Source organism: Streptomyces sp. NBC_01352 (genome assembly GCF_036237295.1).
GTDB lineage: Bacteria > Actinomycetota > Actinomycetes > Streptomycetales > Streptomycetaceae > Streptomyces > Streptomyces plumbiresistens.
Genome location: NZ_CP108354.1, coordinates 10,330,909 through 10,350,780 on the forward strand (window position 1 = coordinate 10,330,909; position 19,872 = coordinate 10,350,780).

The following is a 19,872-nucleotide window of genomic DNA, read 5'->3' on the forward strand; positions in this document are numbered from 1 at the left end:
CCGGTAACGGCGCGAACGGGGCGGCTTCGGTGACCGGAGGGCGCAAACCCCCGAACGAGGTAGAGGACGAACGAGCGTATGGCCACACGCCGGTCGCACAGCCCGAGCCCTCCGGCGCACAGGCCGCCCGACCGCCGCCCCAACCACCCCCCGCACTCCCTGCCCGACGACCCGGACAGCTCCGCGGGCCGAGGCGCGCGCAGCCCGTCGATGGGCTGGATCGTCTGCCGGTCGCTGCTCTCAGCCTCCCGATCAGGACCGCTCTACGAGCCTCGGGGCCCTCTGCGCCGTCGGCGGTCCGGACGGCCTGCCGGTCGCTCGCCGCGCCGGCGCTCTGCGTTTGATGTTCCGGGCCGCTGCGAGGGCCGCGGCGCGCGCTGCCCGTCGGTGGGCTGGATCGTCTGCCGGTCGCTGCTCTCAGCCTCCCGATCAGGACCGCTCTACGAGCCTCGGGGCCCTCTGCGCCGTCGGCGGTCCGGACGGCCTGCCGGTCGCTCGCCGCGCCGGCGCTCTGCGCTTGATGTTCCGGGCCGCTGCGAGGGCCGAGGCGCGCGCTGCCCGTCGATGGGCTGGATCGTCTGCCGGTCGCTGCTCTCAGCCTCCCGATCCGGACCGCTCTACGAGCCTTGGGGCCCTCTGTGCCGTCGGCGGTCCGGACGGCCTGCCGGTCGCTCGCCGCGCCGGCGCTCTGCGTTTGATGTTCCGGGCCGCTGCGCGGGCACGGAGTGCGCTGTCCGTCGGTGGGCTGGATCGTCTGCCGGTTGCTGCTGGTGCTCTGAGCTTCATGGTCCGGACTGCTCTGCGAGTCTCGGGGTCGTCTGTGCCGTCGGTGGCCCGGACCGCCTGCCGGTCGCTCGCTGCGCTCTGCGTTTGATGTTCCGGGCCGCTGCGCGGGCACGGAGTGTGCTGTCCGTCGGTGGGCTGGATCGTCTGCCGGTCGCTGCTGTGCTCTCAGCCTCTCGATCCGGACCGCTCTACGAGCCTCGGAGCCCTCCGTGCCTGTCGGCAGCCCGGACCGCCTGCCGGCCGCTCACCGCGCGGTCTGCTTGATGATCCGGATCGCTGCACGGACAGCGCGGAGCGCGATCCTCGTCGGCGAGTTGGAGACCGCCGCGCCTGCAGTGCCGGCAGGCGGGCACGCGGGCACGTCGTCGAGGTTGTCAGGCTCGCCCGTGGGCGAAGACGGCGCGACACGGTCGTGTACTGCGCGTAACCGCCCCCGCCCCGGCGACCCCACCCGCATCGTTCCGTCCGCCGAACCGCTCCCCGTCCCGCCGCAGATCTCGTCACGTTCTGTCGAAAGCCGCCCTCTTCTGTCCACCCCGAAACGGCCCCGGCCGTTCGACGCGCGGTCCGGCGAAGCGATGGCTAGCGTGAGGAAGCGGACAGCCGGAAACGGACCACCCACCGACTCGGAGAGGGCCGCAGCCATGGCCGTACAACCTGAGGGAACCCCCTGTTGGGCCGACGCGATGTTCAGGGACGTCGAGGGAGCCAAGAGCTTCTACGGCGACGTCCTGGGCTGGACCTTCGGCGCGGCGTCGTCGGAGTACGGCAACTACACGCAGGCCTACGCGGACGGCAAGGCCGTCGCCGCCGTCGTACCGCCGATGTCCGGCCAGGAGGGGCACTCGCAGTGGTGCCTGTACTTCGCGTCGCCGGACGCCGCCGCCACCGCCGGCAAGATCCGTGACAACGGCGGCGAGGTGGTGATGGAGCCGATGCAGGTCGGCGACTTCGGCACCATGTGCCTGGGCCGCGACCCCAGCGGCGTCGTCTTCGGCGTGTGGCAGGCCGGCGTCCACGAGGGCTTCGAGGCGCCGCCCGAGCAGCCCGGCGCGTACTGCTGGGCCGAGGTCTTCACCCGTGAGCCCGAGAAGTCGGACGCGTTCTTCCCGGCCGTCTTCCCGTACACGGCCAAGCAGATGCAGGACGAAGCGGTCGACTTCCGCATGTTCGACGTCGAGGGCAACACGGTCCTCGGCCGTATGAAGATGACGGAAGAGTTCCCGCCCGAGGTGCCGCCGTACATCAACGTCTACTTCGCCGTCGACGACTGCGACGACGCCGTCGCCCGCGCGACCAAGCTCGGCGGTGTTCTCCGCTTCGGGCCGATGGACACCCCCTTCGGCCGCTTCGCCGCCCTCAGCGACCCGCAGGGCGCGAACTTCTCGGTGATCGACGTCACGACGACCTCAGGAGAGATGCCGCAGGTCACGGACGTGCCCTGAACGGAGTCCGAACGCTCCGCGCGGCCATGGCATGATCGGGCGCATGGGTGAACGTGTGGTGGCCGCGTGCGACGGGGCTTCGAAGGGAAACCCGGGACCGGCGGGCTGGGCCTGGGTGGTCGCGGACGAGTCGGAGACTCCCTCCCGCTGGGAGGCGGGACCGCTCGGCAAGGCCACCAACAACGTCGCCGAACTGACCGCGCTGGAACGCCTGCTGGCGTCGACCGACCCGGACGTACCGCTCGAGATCCGGATGGACTCGCAGTACGCCATGAAGGCGGTCACCACCTGGCTGCCCGGCTGGAAGCGCAACGGCTGGAAGACCTCCGGCGGCAAGCCGGTCGCCAACCAGGACCTGGTCGTGCGCATCGACGAACTGCTCGACGGCCGCTCGGTCGAGTTCCGCTACGTACCCGCCCACCAGGTCGACGGCGACCGGCTCAACGACTTCGCCGACCGCGCCGCCAGCCAGGCGGCGATCGTGCAGGAGCCCGCGGGCAGCGGACTCGGTTCGCCGGAGCCGCCGCCCGCACCGGACGCGCCCGTGGCCCGCAGTCCGCGCAAGCGGCCCGGCGGGGCCAAGGCGTCCGGCAAGAGCGGCGGCTCCGCACGGACCATCAAGGCGAAGTTCCCCGGCCGCTGCGTCTGCGGACGCCCGTACGCGGCCGGGGAACCCATCGCCAAGAACGATCAGGGCTGGGGCCATCCGGAGTGCCGTACGGCTGCCGCCGGATAGCGCGGGGCGGCCGTCACACTACGACGGCTGTCACACGACGACACCGCGCCATTCCCCGGTCTCCTGGCCGCGCTGCTCGATGAACTTCTTGAAGCGCTCGAGGTCACCCTTGGTCTGCCGCTTCACGAACCCGAGCTTGTCACCGACCTTCTCGGTGACGGTGTCCGGATGGAAGTCCATCTGCAGCATCACCTTGGTGTGCTGGTCGTCGAGCCGGTGGAAGGTGACCACGCCGGCCTGCTCGGCCTCGCCGGCGACCGTGGTCCAGGCGACCCGCTCGTCCGGGATCTGCTCCGTGATCTCCGCGTCGAACTCCCGGTGGACGCCGTTCACCTTGGTCACCCAGTGGGTGAGTGTGTCCGTGCGCTGCTCGATGCGCTCCACCCCGCTCATGAACTCGGGGAAGGTCTCGAACTGCGTCCACTGGTTGTAGGCCGTGTGCACGGGGACGCCGACCTCGATGGATTCCTCGACCTGGGACACAGGTCATCGCCTCCTTCGTCTCGTCGGGTTGTCCGGCGCGAGTACCCGTGACCTGCGGAGCCAACCCCGGACCGGCGGCCGTCAGTCGGTGTCGAAGGTGTAGTGGGCGGTGTGGTCCAGCAGGTCGGCGGGACGCGTGTCGTGCCAGGGCTTCATGGTCTCGTCGAGGTCGACCACGTCCGGCGTCCCGGCGGCCGGGGCGTATCCGGAGCCGGGATGCCGGCGCTGCCACTGGGTCCACAGTTTGTCGACGTACGCGTGGTGCAGCCAGAAGACCGGGTCGTTCGGGGAGACACCGGTGGCCATCTGCCCGCCGACCCAGACATGGACCCTGTTGTGCAGGTTGACGCCCCGCCAGCCCTCCAGATGGTTGCGGAAACCGTCCGACGCGCTGTTCCACGGGGCCATGTCGTAGGTCGGTATGGAGAGCACGGACTCGACGTCGGCCCGGGTCGGCAACTCCCGTATGCCACTGCCCAGAGCCCGCCGCAGATACGTCCGCCCGTCGATGCGCACGCTGATCGGCCAGTTGCCGGTGTCGGCGGCGAACGGCCCGTCCGTCACCCGGCCGTCCCGGCTGCGCCCGGTGCCGCCGAGGAAGTCGGGCGCCCACAACGAGGAGCGCGTCGAGCGGTCGCTGCTCCAGTCCCAGTACGGCAGCGCGACCGAGGCGTCCACGGATTGCAGGGCGCGCTCGAACTGCAGAAGAAATCTGCGGTGCCAGGGCAGGAAGGACGGCGAACGATGGCCGATGCGTTCGCCGTTGTCGGTGTCGCCGACGATGAAGTCGTTGTGCGTGCTGACGAAGTCGTCGTAGCGGCCACGGCGCTTGAGTTCCAGGAGCGCGGCGACGAAACGGCGCTTCTCGTCGGCGGTCAGGCTCGCCTGGTTCTTGCGGACGGTCATGTGCGGGTCGTCTCCCAACGAGCGGTCGGATCAGGTCAGTTGGTGGGGAACGGGAGCAGCGCGGCGCCCTGCAGTTCGTCCACCGCGGCACGGGCGGCGGCACGCGGAGCGGCCACCGGGTCGTAGTGGCTGACGACGCTGATCCAGCTGCCGTCGGCGTTGCGCATCACGTGCAGCTCCACGCCGTCGACGAAGACGGCGTATCCGGTGCCGTGTCCGGTGCCGTGGTGGTGACCGCCCCCGGCGGCCGGCCGGCCCTGTATCCGGCGGCCCTTGTAGACCTCGTCGAAGGGCGCGGGGGAGTCGTCGCGGTGCTCGGCGGCGGACGCGCCCGGCGCGGTGACCGCCGGGGCACCGGCCGCCGCGGCGAGGGCGGCAGCGGCGGTGAGCGCGCGGCGACGGCTGAGTTCGGGCATGCGGGACCTCCTGGGGTGTGTTGGGTCTGTGACTCCGCATGCCTATCGGCCCGGGCGGGCGGGGGAGAAATCCCCGGCGGCCGGTTGGCTCCGATCCGGACAATTACCAAAATGTCGTGCAGAGTTGAACGAAGTTGATCTTGCCGTGGAGGGGGCTCGCGGCACCCCGGAAGGGGGAATTCCTTCTCCTGGGGGCGGCGTTTCCGGTGGTCCTTCGCCGACGGGTGCGCCCCCTGTGGGTTGTCTCACCCGCGAAAGGTGACGCGATCAGGAAGGTCTCAGGAGTACGCCCCCGGACTGCTACTCTGCGTTGCCAATTGACCGCCTTGGGTAACCACTAGGGGTGTGCGTGAAGGTCGCCTGCGTCGGCGGCGGGCCCGCCGGCCTGTATCTCTCGATCCTGCTGAAACGACGGGACCCGTCCCACGACATCACCGTCCACGAACGCGACCCGGAGGGCTCGACCTACGGCTGGGGCGTGACGTACTGGCGCGGACTGCTGGACAGACTCCACGAGTACGACCCCGAGTCGGCCCGCGCCCTGGAGGAACACTCGGTCCGCTGGGCCGAGGGCGTCGCCCATGTGGGGGAGGTGGCGACCCGGCAGCAAGGCGACGAGGCCTTCGGTATCGGCCGTCACCGCCTGCTGGAGATCCTCGCCGCACGGGCCCGCTCACTCGGCGTACGGCTGGAGTTCGAGCACGGGATCACGGACGCGAACGTCCCGGCAGCCGACCTGGTCGTGGCCGCCGACGGAGTGCACAGCACCCTCCGCACCCGCCACGCGGACCACTTCGGCACGGAGATCAGGACCGGCCGCAACCGCTACATCTGGCTCGGCACCACCAAGGTCTTCGACGCCTTCACCTTCGCGTTCGTCGAGACCGACCACGGCTGGATCTGGTGCTACGGCTACGCCTTCGGCCCCGAGCACAGCACCTGTGTCGTCGAGTGCGCGCCGGAGACCTGGACCGGCCTCGGTCTGGACGAGGCGAACGAGCCCGACGGCCTGGCCCTCCTGGAGAAGCTCTTCGCCGACGTGCTGGACGGCCACCCCCTGATCGGGCGCACCTCGGCCCGGGCCGGCGCCCAGTGGCTGACCTTCCGCACCCTCACCAACCGCACCTGGCACCGCGACAACCTCGTCCTGCTCGGCGACGCGGCCCACACCACGCACTACTCCATCGGCGCCGGCACCACCCTCGCCCTGGAGGACGCCGCCGCCCTGGCCGACGCCCTCGGCGCGCACTCCGCCCTCCCGCAGGCCCTTGCCCACTACGAGCGGGAACGCAAGGCGCAGCTCCTGTCCCCGCAGAGCGCGGCCCGCTACAGCGCCCAGTGGTACGAGAACCTGCCGCGCTACATCCACCTCCCCCCGGACCGGATGTTCGCCCTGCTCGGCCAGCGCCACTCGCCCCTGCTGCCCCACGTTCCGCCCCAGCTGTACTACCGGATCGACCGCGCGGCCGGGCGGCTGGAGGCAATGCGCAGGTTCAAGCGCTGGCTCGGACCGAAGGTGGCGCGGACCGTGCAGGCGCGGGCCCTGACGTCCCGCGAGTAGCTCCGCCGGTGAGCCTCATCGGAACAGCCGGTCGAGGAAGCCGTTCCCGAAGACGCGGTGCGGGTCGAGCCGGTCGAGCGTGCCGGCCGCCTGCCCCCACACGCTCTCGCCGAACGAGGCGGGCACCACCGTCCCCAGCACCTCCTCGTCGCTCCACACGGCCTCGTCCGTGTACGCCCACCCCTTGGACCACTCGACCCGGGTGAGGGCGTGTCCGCCGTCGTAGGTGTCCAGCAGGAACCGCTCGATCTCGCGCAGGAACATCTCCGCGTACGGCGTGCCGGGCAGTGTCAGCACATCCAGCCACACGGCCGTGTCCCACTCGGGGTGCGCCTCGCTCGGCCGCAGCGCCGACAGCAGCGGGGTACGGGCCTGGTCCACTGCGACGTCGCCCGGCTCGTCGAGGCCGGTCACCCGGATCTCGACGGTGCCGTTGACCGGGAACCGGCCCCGGGCCGCGTACGCCGTGAGCCGTTCCCGGTAGTAGGACGTGAACTCGGCGACGACTCGCTGCACTTGGTCCCGTGTCGTGAGCACCGCGTACCCGTTCGCGGTCACCCGGAGCGTGGTGGGCTTGAGGTACAGCAGCGTGTTCTTGGAGGGCCCCCAGATGTCGGCGGACAGCGTGGTCACGAGTCCGAGCGCCGCCGCGTCGTACTGCGCGTTGCCGAGCACCGGGGCCAGATACCAGGCCGCGTCCGACACCATCCGCCCGGCCAGGTCCGCCACCAGGGTCGGGACGTTGTCGGAGAACGGGTAGTTGTACGGCGACGTCACGCGGCGCGAGGTGAGCGGCCGGGTGGGGGAGACGCTCCACACCTTCAGCCACGGGAACTCGGTGAAGGCGAACCAGATCGCCTCGACCCGCCCGGCCTCCTCCAGGAAGCTCGCGAAGGTCCGACCGTCGTCGCCGGGCGCCGCGAACAGCTCGCCCGCCGGGATGTCCACCCGGCTCACACACCGCAGGTTGGTGTTCGCGCCCACCCGCAGCACCACCTCGACGACCAGGGCCCGCCCGAGATGGGTGAGGAGCGCGGCACAGTCCGCCTCGTCCCGGCGGAACGTCCGCAGCGCGTAGGCGCCGCGGTCCTCGTCCCACACCACCGCCGTCAGCGACAGCACCAGGTTGCTCAGCGAGCCGTACGTGTGCCCGGGCAGCCGCCGCTCGCCCTTTGCCGGTACGGCGGTGCCGTGCGCGTCGACGGCCAGGGCGCCGCCCAGGGTGAGGTCGCCGGGCGCGGGCGCGGCCGTGACGCCGAGAGCGTGCTCCTCGAGATAGGTGAGCAGTGCCTCCAGCGTGACGCCCGTGCCGGAGCGGACGGAGGAGCCGGACTCCAGGGCCAGATGGGTGAAGTGGGAGGCGGTGTCGACGAGGAGGACCGGCGCATCCGACGCCGTTCCCTCCGTGACGGTCAGCGGCGACCAGCCGTGCGAGGAACCCCGGGCCCGCACCGCCCAGCCGTGCCGCCAGGCCCAGTTGACGACGGCGACCGCCTGCTCGCCGTCCTCGGGGGCGCAGGCCCACAGGCCGTCGGCGGTGATCTCCCCGACCCAGTTCCGGTACGCCGAGCGGTACAGGGCGACGCCCGCCGGGAAGTCCGGCAGCTCCTCGGCGGCGACCGCCGGATCGGCGGCCACCAGGACGGGTACGGCGGCCAGGGCGGCGGCGGAGCGGAGGAAGCCCCGACGGCTCCAGGACGAGTCTGACGAGTCTTCGGACGGGCGGTTGCTTACTGAACGATCAGTCACGGGCTCACGCTAGGGGCCCGTTGACACGTGCATGCCTTCCCTGTCGCCCAATCACTCGTGTGGGTGAACGACGTACAGGTGACCGGCCGGAGCAGCCGGTTCCGCGCGGGGTGACGGCGGGTGACAGACTGACGCCATGGACGAGCGCACATTCGGTAGGTCGCAGCAGCACGCATCCGTCGTCGGTCTCGGCACCTGGCAGCTGGGTGCCGACTGGGGGGACGTAGACGACAAGGAAGCCCTGACGGTGCTGGAGGCGGCGGCCGAGTCGGGGGTCACCTTCTTCGACACGGCCGACGTGTACGGCGACGGGCGCAGCGAGCAGACCATCGCCACCTTCCTCGGCAGCCGGCCCGACCTGCACGTGCTGGTCGCGACGAAGATGGGCCGCCGCGTCGACCAGATCCCCGAGAACTACGTCCTGGACAACTTCCGGGAGTGGAACGACCGTTCCCGGCGCAACCTCGGCGTCGACCGCCTCGACCTGGTCCAGCTGCACTGCCCGCCCACGCCCGTGTACTCCACGGACGAGGTCTTCGACGCCCTCGACACCCTGGTCGAGGAGGAGCGCGTCGCCGCCTACGGCGTCAGCGTGGAGACCTGCCAGGAGGCGCTGACCGCGATCGCCCGACCGGGCGTGGCGAGCGTCCAGATCATCCTGAACCCGTTCCGCATGAAGCCCCTGAACGAGGTGCTGCCGGCGGCCCGGGAGGCCGGCGTCGGCATCATCGCCCGCGTCCCGCTCGCCTCGGGCCTGCTGTCCGGCAAGTACACCAAGGACACCGTCTTCCCCGAGAACGACCACCGCACCTACAACCGGCACGGCGAGTCCTTCGACCAGGGCGAGACCTTCTCCGGCGTGGACTACACGACCGGCGTCGAGGCCGCCGCCGAGTTCGCCGCGCTCGCGCCCGAGGGCTACACCCCGGCCCAGCTGGCGCTGCGCTGGATCGTCCAGCAGCCCGGGGTGACCACCGTGATCCCCGGCGCCCGCTCGCCCGAGCAGGCCCGCGCCAACGCGGCCGCCGCCAAGCTGCCGGACCTGTCCGAGGCCACGCTCACCGCGATCCGCGAGCTGTACGACCGGCGGATCAAGGACCAGGTGGAGACCCGCTGGTAGCTCAGGGCGTGAGCAGCAGCTGGCGTTCCTGTTCCTGGTCGCCGGACGCGGTTCCCTGGTCGTGCGCGGAGAAGGCGTCGGCCAGGGTCTCGCTCGCCTTGTCGACGGCCTCCGGAGTGCCCTGCACGGTCACCGTGACCGGTGCGGACAGGTGGCCGACGCTCTCCTGAGGATGCCCGGCCCCGCCGACGGCGAACGTGGCCGTGTGAACGGTGGCGTTCTCGTCGGTCGGCAGCCGGTCGGGGGAGCCGAAGGCGGGCTCCAGGGCCCGTACGACCTGCTGCGCGTCGGTGGCGCTGCCGCCGGACAGTGTGACAGTGAGTTGGGTGCGGGGCGTGGTCAACGGGACTCCTCGGATACTGGATGTCATCGGGCGGGGCGTGACGGCCGTGGCCGTCACGCCGTTCGCCTCGCGCTCCGTGTAACCGCCCGGTGATCGTCGAAACAGCCGCCCCTCAGATGCGCCCGCCGGTCAGCCGGGTGACCGGCCCGTACGTGTGGCGCTCGGCCCGGCGGCCCGCCGCGAAGGACGCGGCGCCCAGCGCGGTCAGGCCTGCCCCGACACCCGCGGCGACGAGCTTGCGGTGGCTGAGCACCGTCCACGCCGTCTTCGCGCCGGCCGCGACCTGGCCCGAGGCCGAGACGACCGCCTGCCGGCCCGCCTCGACGCTCTTGGCCGCCGTGTGCGCGACCGCGCTCGTGGCGTCGGCCGCCCGCTGCGCACCTGCCTTGGCGGTCGACGCCGCCTCGTCGGTCTTCGTGGCTGCCGCCCGCGCCGTCTGTGACGCCGGGGCCGTCGCCTTGTCCGCGCTCTGCCGCGCCTTGGAGGCGGCGGTCCTGGCGGCTGCTGAATTCTTGCTCGTGTCCTTGTCCGATTCCGTCATGGGATCCGGATTGCCGTTCGATGAGTCCGCAAACACGTTCCGTCACGGCCGTTTCCTCCGCTGCCACTGCCGGTCAGAAACGCGCGAAACAGGGAACCCGGTGCACAGGAACGAAGCGGGGCAGGAACGAAGCGGTTAGATCGGCCAGGGAGGAAGCTTGTCGGCCACCGGAAGCACAGCGGACACCACCAACACCGGGCGCAACGAGACCGAGCTGGAGAGAGCCGACCGGAAGTGGGCGGAACTCATCCAGGAAGTCAGGGTCGCCCAGACCGGCGTGCAGATCCTGTTCGGATTCCTGCTCACCGTCGTCTTCACCCCCAGGTACGAGGAACTGTCGGACACGGACAAGACGATCTACATCGTCACGGTCGTCCTGGGCGCCGCCGCCACCGGCGCGCTGATCGGACCGGTCTCCCTGCACCGTCTGGTGGCCGGGCGCAGGGTCAAACCGCAGACCGTCGAATGGGCCTCCCGGCTGACCTTCGTCGGCCTGGTCCTGCTGCTCGCCACCATGACCGCGGCCCTGCTGCTGATCCTGCGGGTCGCGACCCACGACGGGTACGTGCCCTGGCTGGTCGCGGGCGTGGTCGTCTGGTACGTGCTGTGCTGGTTCCTGGTACCGCTGCTCGTGCGGTTCCGTCATACGACGAAGTGACAGCGCCCGGTGCGCGTGCCCGGTCAGCTCCCGGCGATGACCTCCTGCAGGAAGTCGTCGATCCGCACTTCCTCCCGCCCCGGCGCCACGACCTCGCGGGTCTCCCGCAGAAAGGTCGCGAGCGCCGGAGCCCACGCGAAGACCACGGCGCACTGGCGGCCTCCGTCGGGACGGGCGTCGCCGAGGAACTCCAGGCGCAGTTCCTCCCAGACCCCCGTCGAGACCGGCCGCATGCGCACGTCGCCCACGCCGACCGGGCGGCCCAGACCGTCCGTGAGCATCTCGCGGTCCAGCCGCCACCGCGCCAGCACACGGCCGTCATGGCTGAACACCACGGTGACGGCGAACGGGTCCGCCGCGTCATAGCTCAGGTGGGCGAGCACCGGAAAGCGGTCCGAGGCGCCGGCCTGAAGCTGCACGACGAGGGTCTTGTGCACGAAGGAGTTCACGAGAGGGCCTCCGGAAGGAACAGTCGTAGAGCCCTCTAGTACCCCCGTCGCGCACAAGATGCTCAGCCCTACGGGTGAATCCCACGCGCTCCGCGCAGCTCCGTGATGCACAGGGCGATGGCGTTCTGGAGTTCCTCCAGGCGCTGGACCATGTCGTCCTCGTAGAACTCCTGGGCGTCGTCGAAGGTGAGCTCCTCGAACACCTTCGTGGCCCTCTGCAGGCTGCTGTAGAACTTCGTCCGCCGTTCCCGGACGCGCAGTTCGGGGTCGGCCTCCACGGCCTCGGCGACGAGCGACCTCATGGTGTCGTAGGCCTCGGTCGCCCACTCGCCGGTGTCCTCGTCCTCCTCCAGCTCGTCGAGGAGCGACAGGTGCCGCTCGGCCTCCTGGCGCAGGTCGACGGGCGCGTCGATGGTCTGCCCGGCAGGGGTCTTCACCTGGCCGGACTCGGCGATCTGGCGCACGTATCCGATCCGGTCGGCCGACCGGCTCTCGGTGGCGACGGCCTTCTTCAGGTCGTCGGTGCGGACGACGTCACGCGCCAACTCGGCCTGGAGCTCCGGGTCCTCCCTCAGCCGGTCCAGGAGCGCACTGCGGGCCGCGCGGGCGGTGGAGGGGTCGGCGAGGATCGCGGCACGCAGCGCGGTCGGGTTCTCGGCGACCTCCAGCGCCTTGGTCGGCCGGATGCCCTCCGCCTCGGCGGCCTCGGCGATGGCGGTGCCGCGCTCGGAGGTGGCGCTGGAGCGGGAGACGTAGTAGCCGAGCCACACGTCGGCGTCCGGCAGCTCGACCTCCTGGCCGGGCGCGAGCGCCTCGAAGTGCGGGACGAGACCGTCGTCGGCGGCCCGGTCCCAGGCCTTGTAGTAGCGCATGACACGCTCGGGCGAACAGCCGGCCAGCTCGGCGAACTCCTTCGCCGACACCTTCGGCGTCTCGTCCGCGCTCTGGCCGCCGGGCCGCACGCTGCGCGCCACCATCAGGCCGAAGGCCCAGCCGCCGGTTCGCGCGTAGACGCCGAACTCGCGCGCGTCCCGCGCCACGAGGTCGGACAGGGGCACGGGGGACGTCTCGGACGGGACGATCGCAAGGGTCACGGGTGATTCTCCTGGGCAGGCTGGTCGGACCGCACACTGTGCAGGTCGGAAGCCTATGGCACCCGCGGGTGCCGCCGGGACGGCCCGGGCAGGCTCAGGCGAACGCGTCGCGCAGCTCCGGCAGCAGGGTCTTGCCCGCCCAGTCGAGATAGTCGGGCTGCGACTCCCCGCCGATCTGCACCAGCGCGATCTCGGTGAAACCGGCCTCCGCGTACGGCCGTACCGCCTCGACGAAGTCCTCCGGGTCGTCGCCGCACGGGATCGAGGCGGCGACGTCGTCGGGGGTGACGAACTGCGTGGCCGACTCGAACGAATCCGGGTGCGGGAGCTCGGAGTTGACCTTCCAGCCGTTGCCGAACCAGCGGAACTGGGCGTGGGCGCGCTTGACCGCCGCGTCCCGGTCGGGGTCGTAGCAGACCGGCAGCTGGCCCACGCGCGGCTTGCCCGTGCCGCCGTGCCGGTCGAAGGCGTCCAGGAGCCCCGCCTTGGGTTCGGTGGCGATGACCAGGTCGGCCAGCCGGCCCGCGAGGTCGCAGGACTGCTCGCCGGAGACGGCGATGCCGATCGGCGGCGGCTGGTCGGGAAGGTCCCACAGCCGGGCCGACTCGACGTCGAAGTGCGTCCCGCGGTGGTTCACATGGCCGCCCTTGAAGAGCGCGCGGATGATCTCCACCGCCTCCTCGAGCATCTCGTGCCGCGTGTCGACGGACGGCCAGCCGCCGCCCACCACATGCTCGTTGAGGTTCTCGCCCGAGCCGAGCCCCAGCCGGAACCGGCCCTCGGACAGCAACTGCATCGTCGCCGCCTTCTGCGCCACGACCGCCGGGTGGTAGCGGACGGTAGGACAGGTGACGTACGTCATCAGCGGAATGCGCGAGGTCGCCTGGGCCGCGGCGCCCAGCACACTCCACGCGTACGGCGAGTGCCCCTGGGTGCGCAACCACGGAAAGTAGTGGTCCGAGGTCACCGAGAAGTCGTAGCCCGCCTCCTCGGCCCGGACCACATGGTCGACGAGCTCACGGGGGCCGGCCTGTTCGGTCATCATCGTGTATCCGATTTGCACCATAGGGCCTGAGTCCCCGGTGAGCGGCAGGGAAAACAGGCCGACCGCCGCCTCTCGATCACGGCGAGGGCTCGGGAGAGGATGCCCTTATGAGTACTGGCCGTGAGTCCCTTCGCCCGCTGCCCACGAGTACCCCCGCCGACCAGGGCGTCGACGCGTCGGGTGTCCACGCCTTCCTCGACGCCCTCGAAGCCACCCCGGGCATCGAGCCGCACGGCCTGATGATTTTGCGGCACGATCACGTGGTGGCATCCGGCTGGTGGGCGCCGTACACCCCGGACCGCCTCCACCTCCTGTACTCCCTCAGCAAGAGCTTCACGGCGACGGCCGTGGGCCTCGCGGTCGCCGAGGGACTCATAGGTCTGGATGACCCGGTCATCTCGTACTTCCCGGAGTTCGACGCCGACATCACCGATCCGCGCAGCCGCGCGATGCTCGTACGGCATGTGGCGTCCATGTCCAGCGGGCACCTCGAGGAGACCTACGACCGGGCGCGCGCACTGGACCGGGACGAGCTGGTCCGGGGTTTCCTGCTGCTGCCGCCGGAGCGTGATCCGGGGACCGTGTTCGCCTACAACCAGCCCACCACGTACACGCTGTCCGCGATCATCGAACGTGTGACCGGTCAGTCGCTGACCGAGTACCTGCGGCCGCGGCTGCTGGATCCGCTGGGCATCGGCGAGGTGGCCTGGACGCGCGGCCGGGCGGGCCGTGAGCTGGGCTTCAGCGGGCTGCACGCCACCACCGACGCGATCGCCCGGCTCGGCCGGCTGTACCTGCGGGACGGCGTGTGGGAGGGCGAGCGGCTGCTGCCCGAGGGATGGGTGGCCGAGGCCACCCGGGTGCACATCGCGAACGACGACGGTACGCCCGAGGGCGCACGGTCCGACTGGCAGCAGGGCTACGGCTTCCAGTTCTGGCGGTCCCGGCACGGCTACCGGGGCGACGGGGCGTACGGGCAGTACTGCCTGGTGCTGCCCGAGTACGACGCGGTGGTCGCGATGACCTCGGCGAGCGAGGACATGCCGCGGATCCTGCACCTGGCCTGGGAGCATCTGCTGCCCGCCTTCGGGACCGAACCGCTGTCCGGCCGGCAGGAGACGGACGTGGCGCTGGCCGAGCGGATGGCCCACCTGGCGCTGCCGACCGTGCCCGGCAAGCCGGCGCCGCCGGACCGGGCGGAGGCTTGGTCCGGCGCCGAGTTCGCCCCGGACGACGTGGTGCGCGAGAGCCTGCGTGCGCTGACCGGGGCTCAGGTCTTTGCGGACGGGGACGGCTGGCGTCTGACGCTCGTCGAGGACGGCCACCGGCTGGAACTGCCGCTGGGACAAGGTGGTTGGACTGTCACCGAGGAGCCGCTTCCCGTCGCGGCGGGCGGCGGATGGACCGACGCGGACACCCTCGTCGTCGACCTGGCCTGCCTGGAGACACCGCACCATCTGGTGGTGACGTGCTCGCTCACGGACCGGACCTTCACGGCACGATGGCGCCCGGAGCCGCTGAGCGGCGGGCGGCTCCGCTCGATGAAGGCTCCCCGACGGCCGTCAGTCTGACAGCTGTCGGAAGGTCTTGAGGAAGGTGTCCAGCGCCTCCCGGTTCGCGCTGTCGTTCCAGTCCGCGGCCGGGGTCGTCCAGCGCAGCGAGTAGCCGCGGCCCTCTCCGATGAGGAAGCCGCGGCCGAACGTGCGCACGCGGGTGTCGTCGACGTCGGCCAGCCACTCCATGTCGGCGGCCTCGCGCCCCTGGTACGTCGTCGCGCTGATCTCGCCGATCCGCCGGTAGTCGCCCGACGTCTTGAGGTCCGGCTCGACGTCGTCCCGCCAGACGGCGACGGCGTCCTCGCCCACGCGTTCGCTGTAGGTGACGGCGAGCGTGCGCGGGTCGTCCTTCGCGCCGAAGGTCACGCGGTACGCCAGGTCGGCCATGCGCGTGGTGTCCAACGGCTTCCAGCCTTCCGGGAGGGCCACGGAGAAGCCCTCGGGGGAGCTGTAGACGCTGTATCCGGAAGGCAGCCCGTTGCCCGAGGGGGTTGCCGTCGGTGTCGGCTTGGGAGTCGGTGTCGGAGTCGGTGTGGGGGTGGGCGTCGGTGGTGTGGGTGTCGGAGTCGTCGGTGGTCGGGAGGCCTGTCCGTCGGTGCCGCCGCCGGGCGCGACGGCCGAGGCGGAGGGGGCCGGACTCGGCGGCGCGTCGCTCGCGGCGGTGCTGGTGCCCGGCAGTTGGCGCGTCACGGCCAGGACGGCGACGGCGACCGTGACGACGGCCAGGGCGGTTCCGGTGACCATGGTGCGCCTGCTCCACCCCGGGCCTGCCGAGTACATCCCGCGCAGCCGGGTTCGGGGCATCGGACTCACGGCCATGTCCGGGTCCTCGTTCAGAACCCGGGTGAGCGCCTCGCGGACCACCGGGCGGGTCAGCCGCTCCTGGCAGTTCTTGCGCAGCAGCCCCTGCACGGTCCGGGTGAGCGGCCCCGCTCGCAACGGCGCCCGCAGCGGCAGCCGGTCCACGCCCTTGAGGGTGCTCTCGGGCCGGTCCCGGTCCCGGAAGGGCGGACGGCCCTCGACCATCGTGTAGAGGATCGCGCCCAGCGCCCACAGGTCCGCGGCCGGCCCGATGCGCTCGTCACGGGCCTGCTCGGGGGAGGCGTACGACGGCACCGTGACCCGGGGCGCGAGGGTCGCGCCGGCCAGGCCGAAGCCGGTGACGACGACCGTGCCGCCCTCCCGTACGAACACCTGGCCGGGGCTGAGTTCGCCGTGCGTGATGCCCTCGCCGTGCGCCGCCTCCAGCACGTCGAGCAACTCGAGCCCGATGCGTGCCGCCCGTACGTAGTTGATCGAGCCCTGCCGGCCGATCACTTCGCCCAACGGGATGCCGTCGATGCACTCGGTGACGATCCACAGCGTGTCGGACTCCACCATGGCGTCGACGACCGGGGCGACCCGGCCGGGGCACAGCAGGGCCATGGTCTCCGACATACGGATGACCCGCGCGGTGGCCCGGCGCGCGCTCTCCCCGTCCGGGTCGGCCGGCAGCCCGATCTGGGTGAGCAGACAGGGGCGCTCGACCTGGATGTCCTCGCCGTACCAGCAGATACGGTTGGTTTCGCGGTGGAGGACCTCCAGGAGCCGGTACCTTCCGGCGACCAACTCGTGTGTGGAGACGTGCGCCTTGACCATGTCATCCCTCGCTGAACCCCTGGCTCTCACCTTTCACAGAGGTACGGCGCCCGCGGCGGGATGTGTTCAATGAATTCTCAACTGAACGGCGTCTCTTTTCTTTTGTTCACCCGCTGTACGACAGGTCAGTAAGAACTGGCCGTCCGGCGATCGGAGTTGACCCGACTCAGCGCAGCCCGAACCGCTCGGACCAGTCCAGCACGTCGCCGGTCGTCGTGTTGCCCCCGCAGACCACGAGCCCCAGCCGGGCGCCCTCACCGACCCGCTCCAGGACCCGCCGGGCCGCGGGAAGCAGGCACCCGGCAGCCGGTTCGGCCCACACCTTGGCGTGGTCGGCGAGTTCCAGCGAGCCTCGCACGGCCTCCCGGTCGGGGACCACCAGCACCTCGGTGACCAGGGCGGACACATGGTCGTACGTCAGCTGTGACACCGAGGGCGCGCTGAGCGTGGACACGATCGACGACAGCGGGACCGGCACCGGACCGCCCGCCGCCAGCGCCCGGGACATGGCCTCGGCGCCCTCGGTCTCCACGCCCCAGATCCGCAGGCCCGGACGGCGGGCCCGCAACGCGGCCGCGACACCGGCGATCAGCCCGCCGCCGCCGACACTGACCAGCACGTCGGTGAGGTCGTCGGCGTCCTCGGCGAACTCCAGCCCGACCGTGCCCTGTCCGGCGATCACCACGGGGTCGTCGAACGGGTGCACCAGGGTCAGCCCCTCGTCGCGCAGCCGTGTCACGAGCGAGAAGGCCCCGTCCATGTCGTCGGTCAGCTGCACCGACGCGCCCGCCTCCCGCACGATCTCGACGGAGCGGGCGGGCGCCGAACGCGGCATGACGACCGTCGCCTTCACGTCGAGGGCAGCCGCCATGACGGCGAGGGCGATCCCGTGGTTGCCACCGCTGACCGCCACCACCCCGGCGGCCCGCTCGGCCCCGCTCAGCGCGAGCAGCCTGGCCGTCGCCCCGCGCACCTTGAACGAGCCGGTGCGCTGGAGCAGTTCGAGCTTCGCGGTGACGGGGGCACCGAGCAGCGCGGAAAGGCCGGGGCTCGGCACCGTCGGGGTGCGTACGACGTGTCCGGCGATCCGCTCGGCCGCGTTCTCGATGTCCGTGATCCCGATCAAGGCAGTCATCCTCCCGGCGCGGGGCGATGATCCACGCCGACTCGCACCCTGACGTGCGGGGCGGGCGCGGGTCAACCCGGTCTCAGAGGTCGCGCCGTACCAGGAAGCCCAGCAGCGACCGCAGGTCGTCGGCCGCTCCCGTCGCGATCGGCAACCCGGCGAGGGCGGACTCCACGGCGGCGACATGACGGCGCGCCTCGGCCGGCGCCGCCGCCCGGCCGCCCGCCTCCTCGATCAGCGCGGCCGCCTCCGCGGGCTCCTGGGCGGATTCCAGGAGAGCGGCCAGCCGTCCCGCCGCGGGGCCCTCCGCATCGAGCGCCGCCAGCACCGGGAAGGTCTTCTTGCCCTCCCGCAGATCGCCGTGGGCGGGCTTGCCGGTGACGGCCGGATCACCCCAGATCCCCAGGGTGTCGTCGACGACCTGGAACGCGATCCCGAGATGCCGGCCGGCCCGGTCCAGGGCGGCGACCGTGGCGGGCGGCGCTCCGCCGAGCAGGGCGCCCAGCGCGGCCGCACAGCCCAGCAGCGCGCCGGTCTTGTGCTCGGCCATCGTGCGGTACTCGCCCGCTCGCACCCGGCGCGGCCCCGTCCAGGGACGCGTGGCGAACAGCAGGTCGTCGGCCTGCCCGCGCACCAGGTCGCCCAGCGCCGTGGACAGCAGGCGCAGGGCTGCGGGTCCGGCCGGCGTCGCGGCGAGCGTCTCGACGGCCAGGGCGAACAGCGCGTCCCCCGCGAGGACCGCCGGACCCGTCCCGTACGCCTTCCACACGGTCGGGCGGCGGCGCCGGGCCGCGTCGCCGTCCATGATGTCGTCGTGCAGCAGGGAGAAGGCGTGCACCAGTTCCACCGCCACCGCCGCCGGTATCCCGGCCCGCCCGGGCGCACCGGCCGCCTCGGCCCCGAGCACGGCGAGCGCCGGCCGCAGCCCCTTGCCGCCGGACACGACGGCAGGACGGCCACCGACCTCACACCAGCCGAACGAGTACGCGGCCATCTCCCCGACCCACGGATGCATACGCCCCACCGCCTCCCGCAGCGCGGGCCGCACCAACGCGCGGCAGCGGTCGAGGACTTCGGGTGCGGCGACGGCCGAGGTCAGCGCCGTCACCGTACGACCTCCGCCTGCAGCCGGGAGTCGTCCTGCGCCCGCAGGCCGAACTCCGCCTGGGCCCCCGCCACCATCTCCCGTGTGTGCTTCAGCCCGATGAGCTCCAACGTGCCGGCCAGTTCGGTCAGTTCGGCCGCGGTCTCGGCGCGGTCGCGGCCCAGCCGGGCCAGGGACTTGGCCAGGCCGAGGCGGGCCAGCGCCTCACCGCGTGGCTCGTTCATGGCCCGGAACTCCGTCAGTGCCTGCTGGTAGAGGTCGCGGGCCTCGGTGTAACGGCCGGCGCGGTAGAGGACGTTGCCGCGCATCTTGTGGTTGTAGGCCAGCGCGCTGGACAGCTTCATCGTTCGGCAGGTCACCTCCGCCTCGGACAGCAGGGCGAGCGCCCGCTCGGTGTCGCCGTCGCGCACCGAGACGACGTCGGCGAGCCCGCGCAGTGCCCAGGCGCGCCCTCGCCGGTCGTCTGCGTGTGCGGCGATCCCGGCCGCCTCCTCGAACATCGCGTACGCCGTGTCGTACGCACCGGTGTTGCGGTGCATCTGCGCGATGCCCTCCAGCGCCCACACCGTGTGCCGCGCCTCGCCGCGTCGGCGGGCCTCGGCGAGCAGCTGCTCGTGCAGCCTGCCCACGGCCTCGTAGTCGCCCTGGATGCGGCCGGTCTCGGCCAGTCCCGCCAGCGAGTAGCCGCGGGCGAGGATGTCGCCGCCGCGCTCAGCCAGTTCGGCCGCGAGCCGGAGCAGCCGCCGGGCCAGCGCGAGGGAGCCGCGCTGCCGGGCCAGCGTGCCGCCGCTCCACAGCGCCCAGGCCATCGCCGCGAGGTCCCCGGCGGCCCGGGCCGCGCGGTAGCTCGCCTTCCACGCCCGGTCCGCCTCCCCGATGCGGCCCAGCCTGCGGTGCGCCTCGGCGACCGCCAGCCCGGAGCGCGCCGCCTCCCCGTGCCGTCCGGCTTGCTCGGCGGCCCTCAACTGCTCGGTGCCGGCGGCCAGTACGTCGGTCAGGGAGGAGTTCACGGACAGGGTGGTGAGGGCGCCCTGGTACTCCGGGGCGAATGCCTTGCCGTACATGCATGCCTTTCGGTCCGTATGCACACCGTCTATACAATGCATCTATACGCT

General features: G+C 71.8%; 19 protein-coding genes. 6 read left to right on the plus strand and 13 right to left on the minus strand.

The features are described from left to right. The first annotated feature begins 1,430 nt into the window (after positions 1–1,430). Together OG252_RS47440 and OG252_RS47445 are read left to right on the plus strand one after the other, a co-directional pair. On the plus strand, positions 1,431–2,231 hold the full coding sequence (locus OG252_RS47440; protein WP_329344299.1) for a VOC family protein: 801 nt from the start codon (positions 1,431–1,433) through the stop codon (positions 2,229–2,231). Positions 2,232–2,262: 31 nt separating this feature from the next. Beyond that, positions 2,263–2,967, plus strand: a complete 705-nt coding sequence (locus tag OG252_RS47445) for a ribonuclease H family protein (protein ID WP_329344300.1) — start codon at positions 2,263–2,265, stop codon at positions 2,965–2,967. A gap of 30 nt (positions 2,968–2,997) precedes the next feature. Here the strand turns inward: OG252_RS47445 and OG252_RS47450 are convergent, their stop codons facing one another. The 3 genes from OG252_RS47450 to melC1 form a co-directional block, all read right to left on the minus strand. Further along, entirely contained in the window at positions 2,998–3,450 is a 453-nt protein-coding gene (locus tag OG252_RS47450) for an SRPBCC family protein (protein ID WP_266445859.1), read from the minus strand. An 81-nt stretch (positions 3,451–3,531) separates the two neighbouring features. Further along, positions 3,532–4,356, minus strand: coding sequence for a tyrosinase MelC2 (gene melC2, locus OG252_RS47455; RefSeq protein WP_329344302.1), 825 nt, complete (start codon positions 4,354–4,356; stop codon positions 3,532–3,534). A 35-nt stretch (positions 4,357–4,391) separates the two neighbouring features. Continuing rightward, complete coding sequence (gene melC1 / locus OG252_RS47460; protein WP_266445864.1) at positions 4,392–4,772, minus strand: apotyrosinase chaperone MelC1; 381 nt, start codon at positions 4,770–4,772, stop codon at positions 4,392–4,394. Positions 4,773–5,115: 343 nt separating this feature from the next. Between melC1 and OG252_RS47465 the strand changes: the two genes are divergently transcribed. Next, complete coding sequence (locus OG252_RS47465) at positions 5,116–6,333, plus strand: FAD-dependent monooxygenase (protein ID WP_329344304.1); 1,218 nt, start codon at positions 5,116–5,118, stop codon at positions 6,331–6,333. A gap of 15 nt (positions 6,334–6,348) precedes the next feature. On the opposite strand, the gene OG252_RS47470 is transcribed toward OG252_RS47465, so the two are convergent. Beyond that, a complete protein-coding gene (locus OG252_RS47470) occupies positions 6,349–8,082 on the minus strand; it encodes a cholesterol oxidase substrate-binding domain-containing protein (protein WP_329344307.1) in 1,734 nt (577 codons plus the stop codon). 136 nt (positions 8,083–8,218) lie between these two features. Between OG252_RS47470 and OG252_RS47475 the strand changes: the two genes are divergently transcribed. Next, on the plus strand, positions 8,219–9,202 hold the full coding sequence (locus tag OG252_RS47475; RefSeq protein ID WP_329344309.1) for an aldo/keto reductase: 984 nt from the start codon (positions 8,219–8,221) through the stop codon (positions 9,200–9,202). Position 9,203: 1 nt separating this feature from the next. On the opposite strand, the gene OG252_RS47480 is transcribed toward OG252_RS47475, so the two are convergent. Together OG252_RS47480 and OG252_RS47485 are read right to left on the minus strand one after the other, a co-directional pair. Beyond that, a complete protein-coding gene (locus tag OG252_RS47480) occupies positions 9,204–9,545 on the minus strand; it encodes a hypothetical protein (protein WP_266445881.1) in 342 nt (113 codons plus the stop codon). Positions 9,546–9,657: 112 nt separating this feature from the next. Further along, on the minus strand, positions 9,658–10,086 hold the full coding sequence (locus OG252_RS47485; protein ID WP_329344312.1) for a hypothetical protein: 429 nt from the start codon (positions 10,084–10,086) through the stop codon (positions 9,658–9,660). Between the two features lie 157 nt (positions 10,087–10,243). Between OG252_RS47485 and OG252_RS47490 the strand changes: the two genes are divergently transcribed. After that, positions 10,244–10,744 (plus strand): DUF6328 family protein, encoded by a 501-nt coding sequence (locus OG252_RS47490; RefSeq protein WP_266445885.1) that lies wholly within the window; start codon positions 10,244–10,246, stop codon positions 10,742–10,744. 23 nt (positions 10,745–10,767) lie between these two features. Here the strand turns inward: OG252_RS47490 and OG252_RS47495 are convergent, their stop codons facing one another. From OG252_RS47495 to OG252_RS47505, 3 genes are all read right to left on the minus strand, one after another. After that, positions 10,768–11,193 carry an SsgA family sporulation/cell division regulator gene (locus tag OG252_RS47495; protein ID WP_329344315.1) on the minus strand — a complete coding sequence of 142 codons (426 nt, stop codon included), beginning with the start codon at positions 11,191–11,193 and terminating at the stop codon, positions 10,768–10,770. A gap of 68 nt (positions 11,194–11,261) precedes the next feature. Next, a complete protein-coding gene (locus tag OG252_RS47500; protein WP_266445892.1) occupies positions 11,262–12,287 on the minus strand; it encodes a hypothetical protein in 1,026 nt (341 codons plus the stop codon). 94 nt (positions 12,288–12,381) lie between these two features. Next, positions 12,382–13,353, minus strand: coding sequence for an LLM class F420-dependent oxidoreductase (locus OG252_RS47505; protein WP_329344317.1), 972 nt, complete (start codon positions 13,351–13,353; stop codon positions 12,382–12,384). Between the two features lie 86 nt (positions 13,354–13,439). On the opposite strand from OG252_RS47505, the gene OG252_RS47510 reads away from it, so the two are divergent. Further along, positions 13,440–14,903, plus strand: coding sequence for a serine hydrolase domain-containing protein (locus OG252_RS47510; protein WP_266445899.1), 1,464 nt, complete (start codon positions 13,440–13,442; stop codon positions 14,901–14,903). Here OG252_RS47510 and OG252_RS47515 read toward each other — a convergent pair. From OG252_RS47515 to OG252_RS47530, 4 genes are all read right to left on the minus strand, one after another. After that, positions 14,895–16,526: a serine/threonine-protein kinase gene (locus OG252_RS47515; protein ID WP_329344319.1), complete on the minus strand. Its 1,632-nt coding sequence runs from the start codon at positions 16,524–16,526 to the stop codon at positions 14,895–14,897. The two genes, OG252_RS47510 and OG252_RS47515, sit on opposite strands and share 9 nt — an antisense overlap. A 166-nt stretch (positions 16,527–16,692) precedes the next feature. Then, on the minus strand, positions 16,693–17,652 hold the full coding sequence (locus OG252_RS47520; RefSeq protein ID WP_266445904.1) for a threonine/serine dehydratase: 960 nt from the start codon (positions 17,650–17,652) through the stop codon (positions 16,693–16,695). 82 nt (positions 17,653–17,734) lie between these two features. Next, positions 17,735–18,760 carry a polyprenyl synthetase family protein gene (locus OG252_RS47525; protein ID WP_329344321.1) on the minus strand — a complete coding sequence of 342 codons (1,026 nt, stop codon included), beginning with the start codon at positions 18,758–18,760 and terminating at the stop codon, positions 17,735–17,737. After that, on the minus strand, positions 18,757–19,821 hold the full coding sequence (locus OG252_RS47530) for a tetratricopeptide repeat protein (protein WP_329344323.1): 1,065 nt from the start codon (positions 19,819–19,821) through the stop codon (positions 18,757–18,759). Before OG252_RS47530 ends, OG252_RS47525 begins: the two co-directional genes overlap by 4 nt. Positions 19,822–19,872: the final 51 nt, after the last annotated feature.

Excerpts from the sequence above, each read along its gene's own strand:
- OG252_RS47440 (WP_329344299.1), top strand. The coding sequence starts at position 1,431 with ATGGCCGTACAACCTGAGGGAACCCCCTGTTGGGCCGACGCGATGTTC.
- melC2 (WP_329344302.1), bottom strand. The coding sequence starts at position 4,356 with ATGACCGTCCGCAAGAACCAGGCGAGCCTGACCGCCGACGAGAAGCGC.
- OG252_RS47510 (WP_266445899.1), top strand. The coding sequence starts at position 13,440 with ATGAGTACTGGCCGTGAGTCCCTTCGCCCGCTGCCCACGAGTACCCCC.
- OG252_RS47475 (WP_329344309.1), top strand. The coding sequence starts at position 8,219 with ATGGACGAGCGCACATTCGGTAGGTCGCAGCAGCACGCATCCGTCGTC.
- OG252_RS47530 (WP_329344323.1), bottom strand. The coding sequence starts at position 19,821 with ATGTACGGCAAGGCATTCGCCCCGGAGTACCAGGGCGCCCTCACCACC.
- OG252_RS47485 (WP_329344312.1), bottom strand. The coding sequence starts at position 10,086 with ATGACGGAATCGGACAAGGACACGAGCAAGAATTCAGCAGCCGCCAGG.
- OG252_RS47505 (WP_329344317.1), bottom strand. The coding sequence starts at position 13,353 with ATGGTGCAAATCGGATACACGATGATGACCGAACAGGCCGGCCCCCGT.
- OG252_RS47445 (WP_329344300.1), top strand. The coding sequence starts at position 2,263 with ATGATCGGGCGCATGGGTGAACGTGTGGTGGCCGCGTGCGACGGGGCT.
- OG252_RS47515 (WP_329344319.1), bottom strand. The coding sequence starts at position 16,526 with ATGGTCAAGGCGCACGTCTCCACACACGAGTTGGTCGCCGGAAGGTAC.
- melC1 (WP_266445864.1), bottom strand. The coding sequence starts at position 4,772 with ATGCCCGAACTCAGCCGTCGCCGCGCGCTCACCGCCGCTGCCGCCCTC.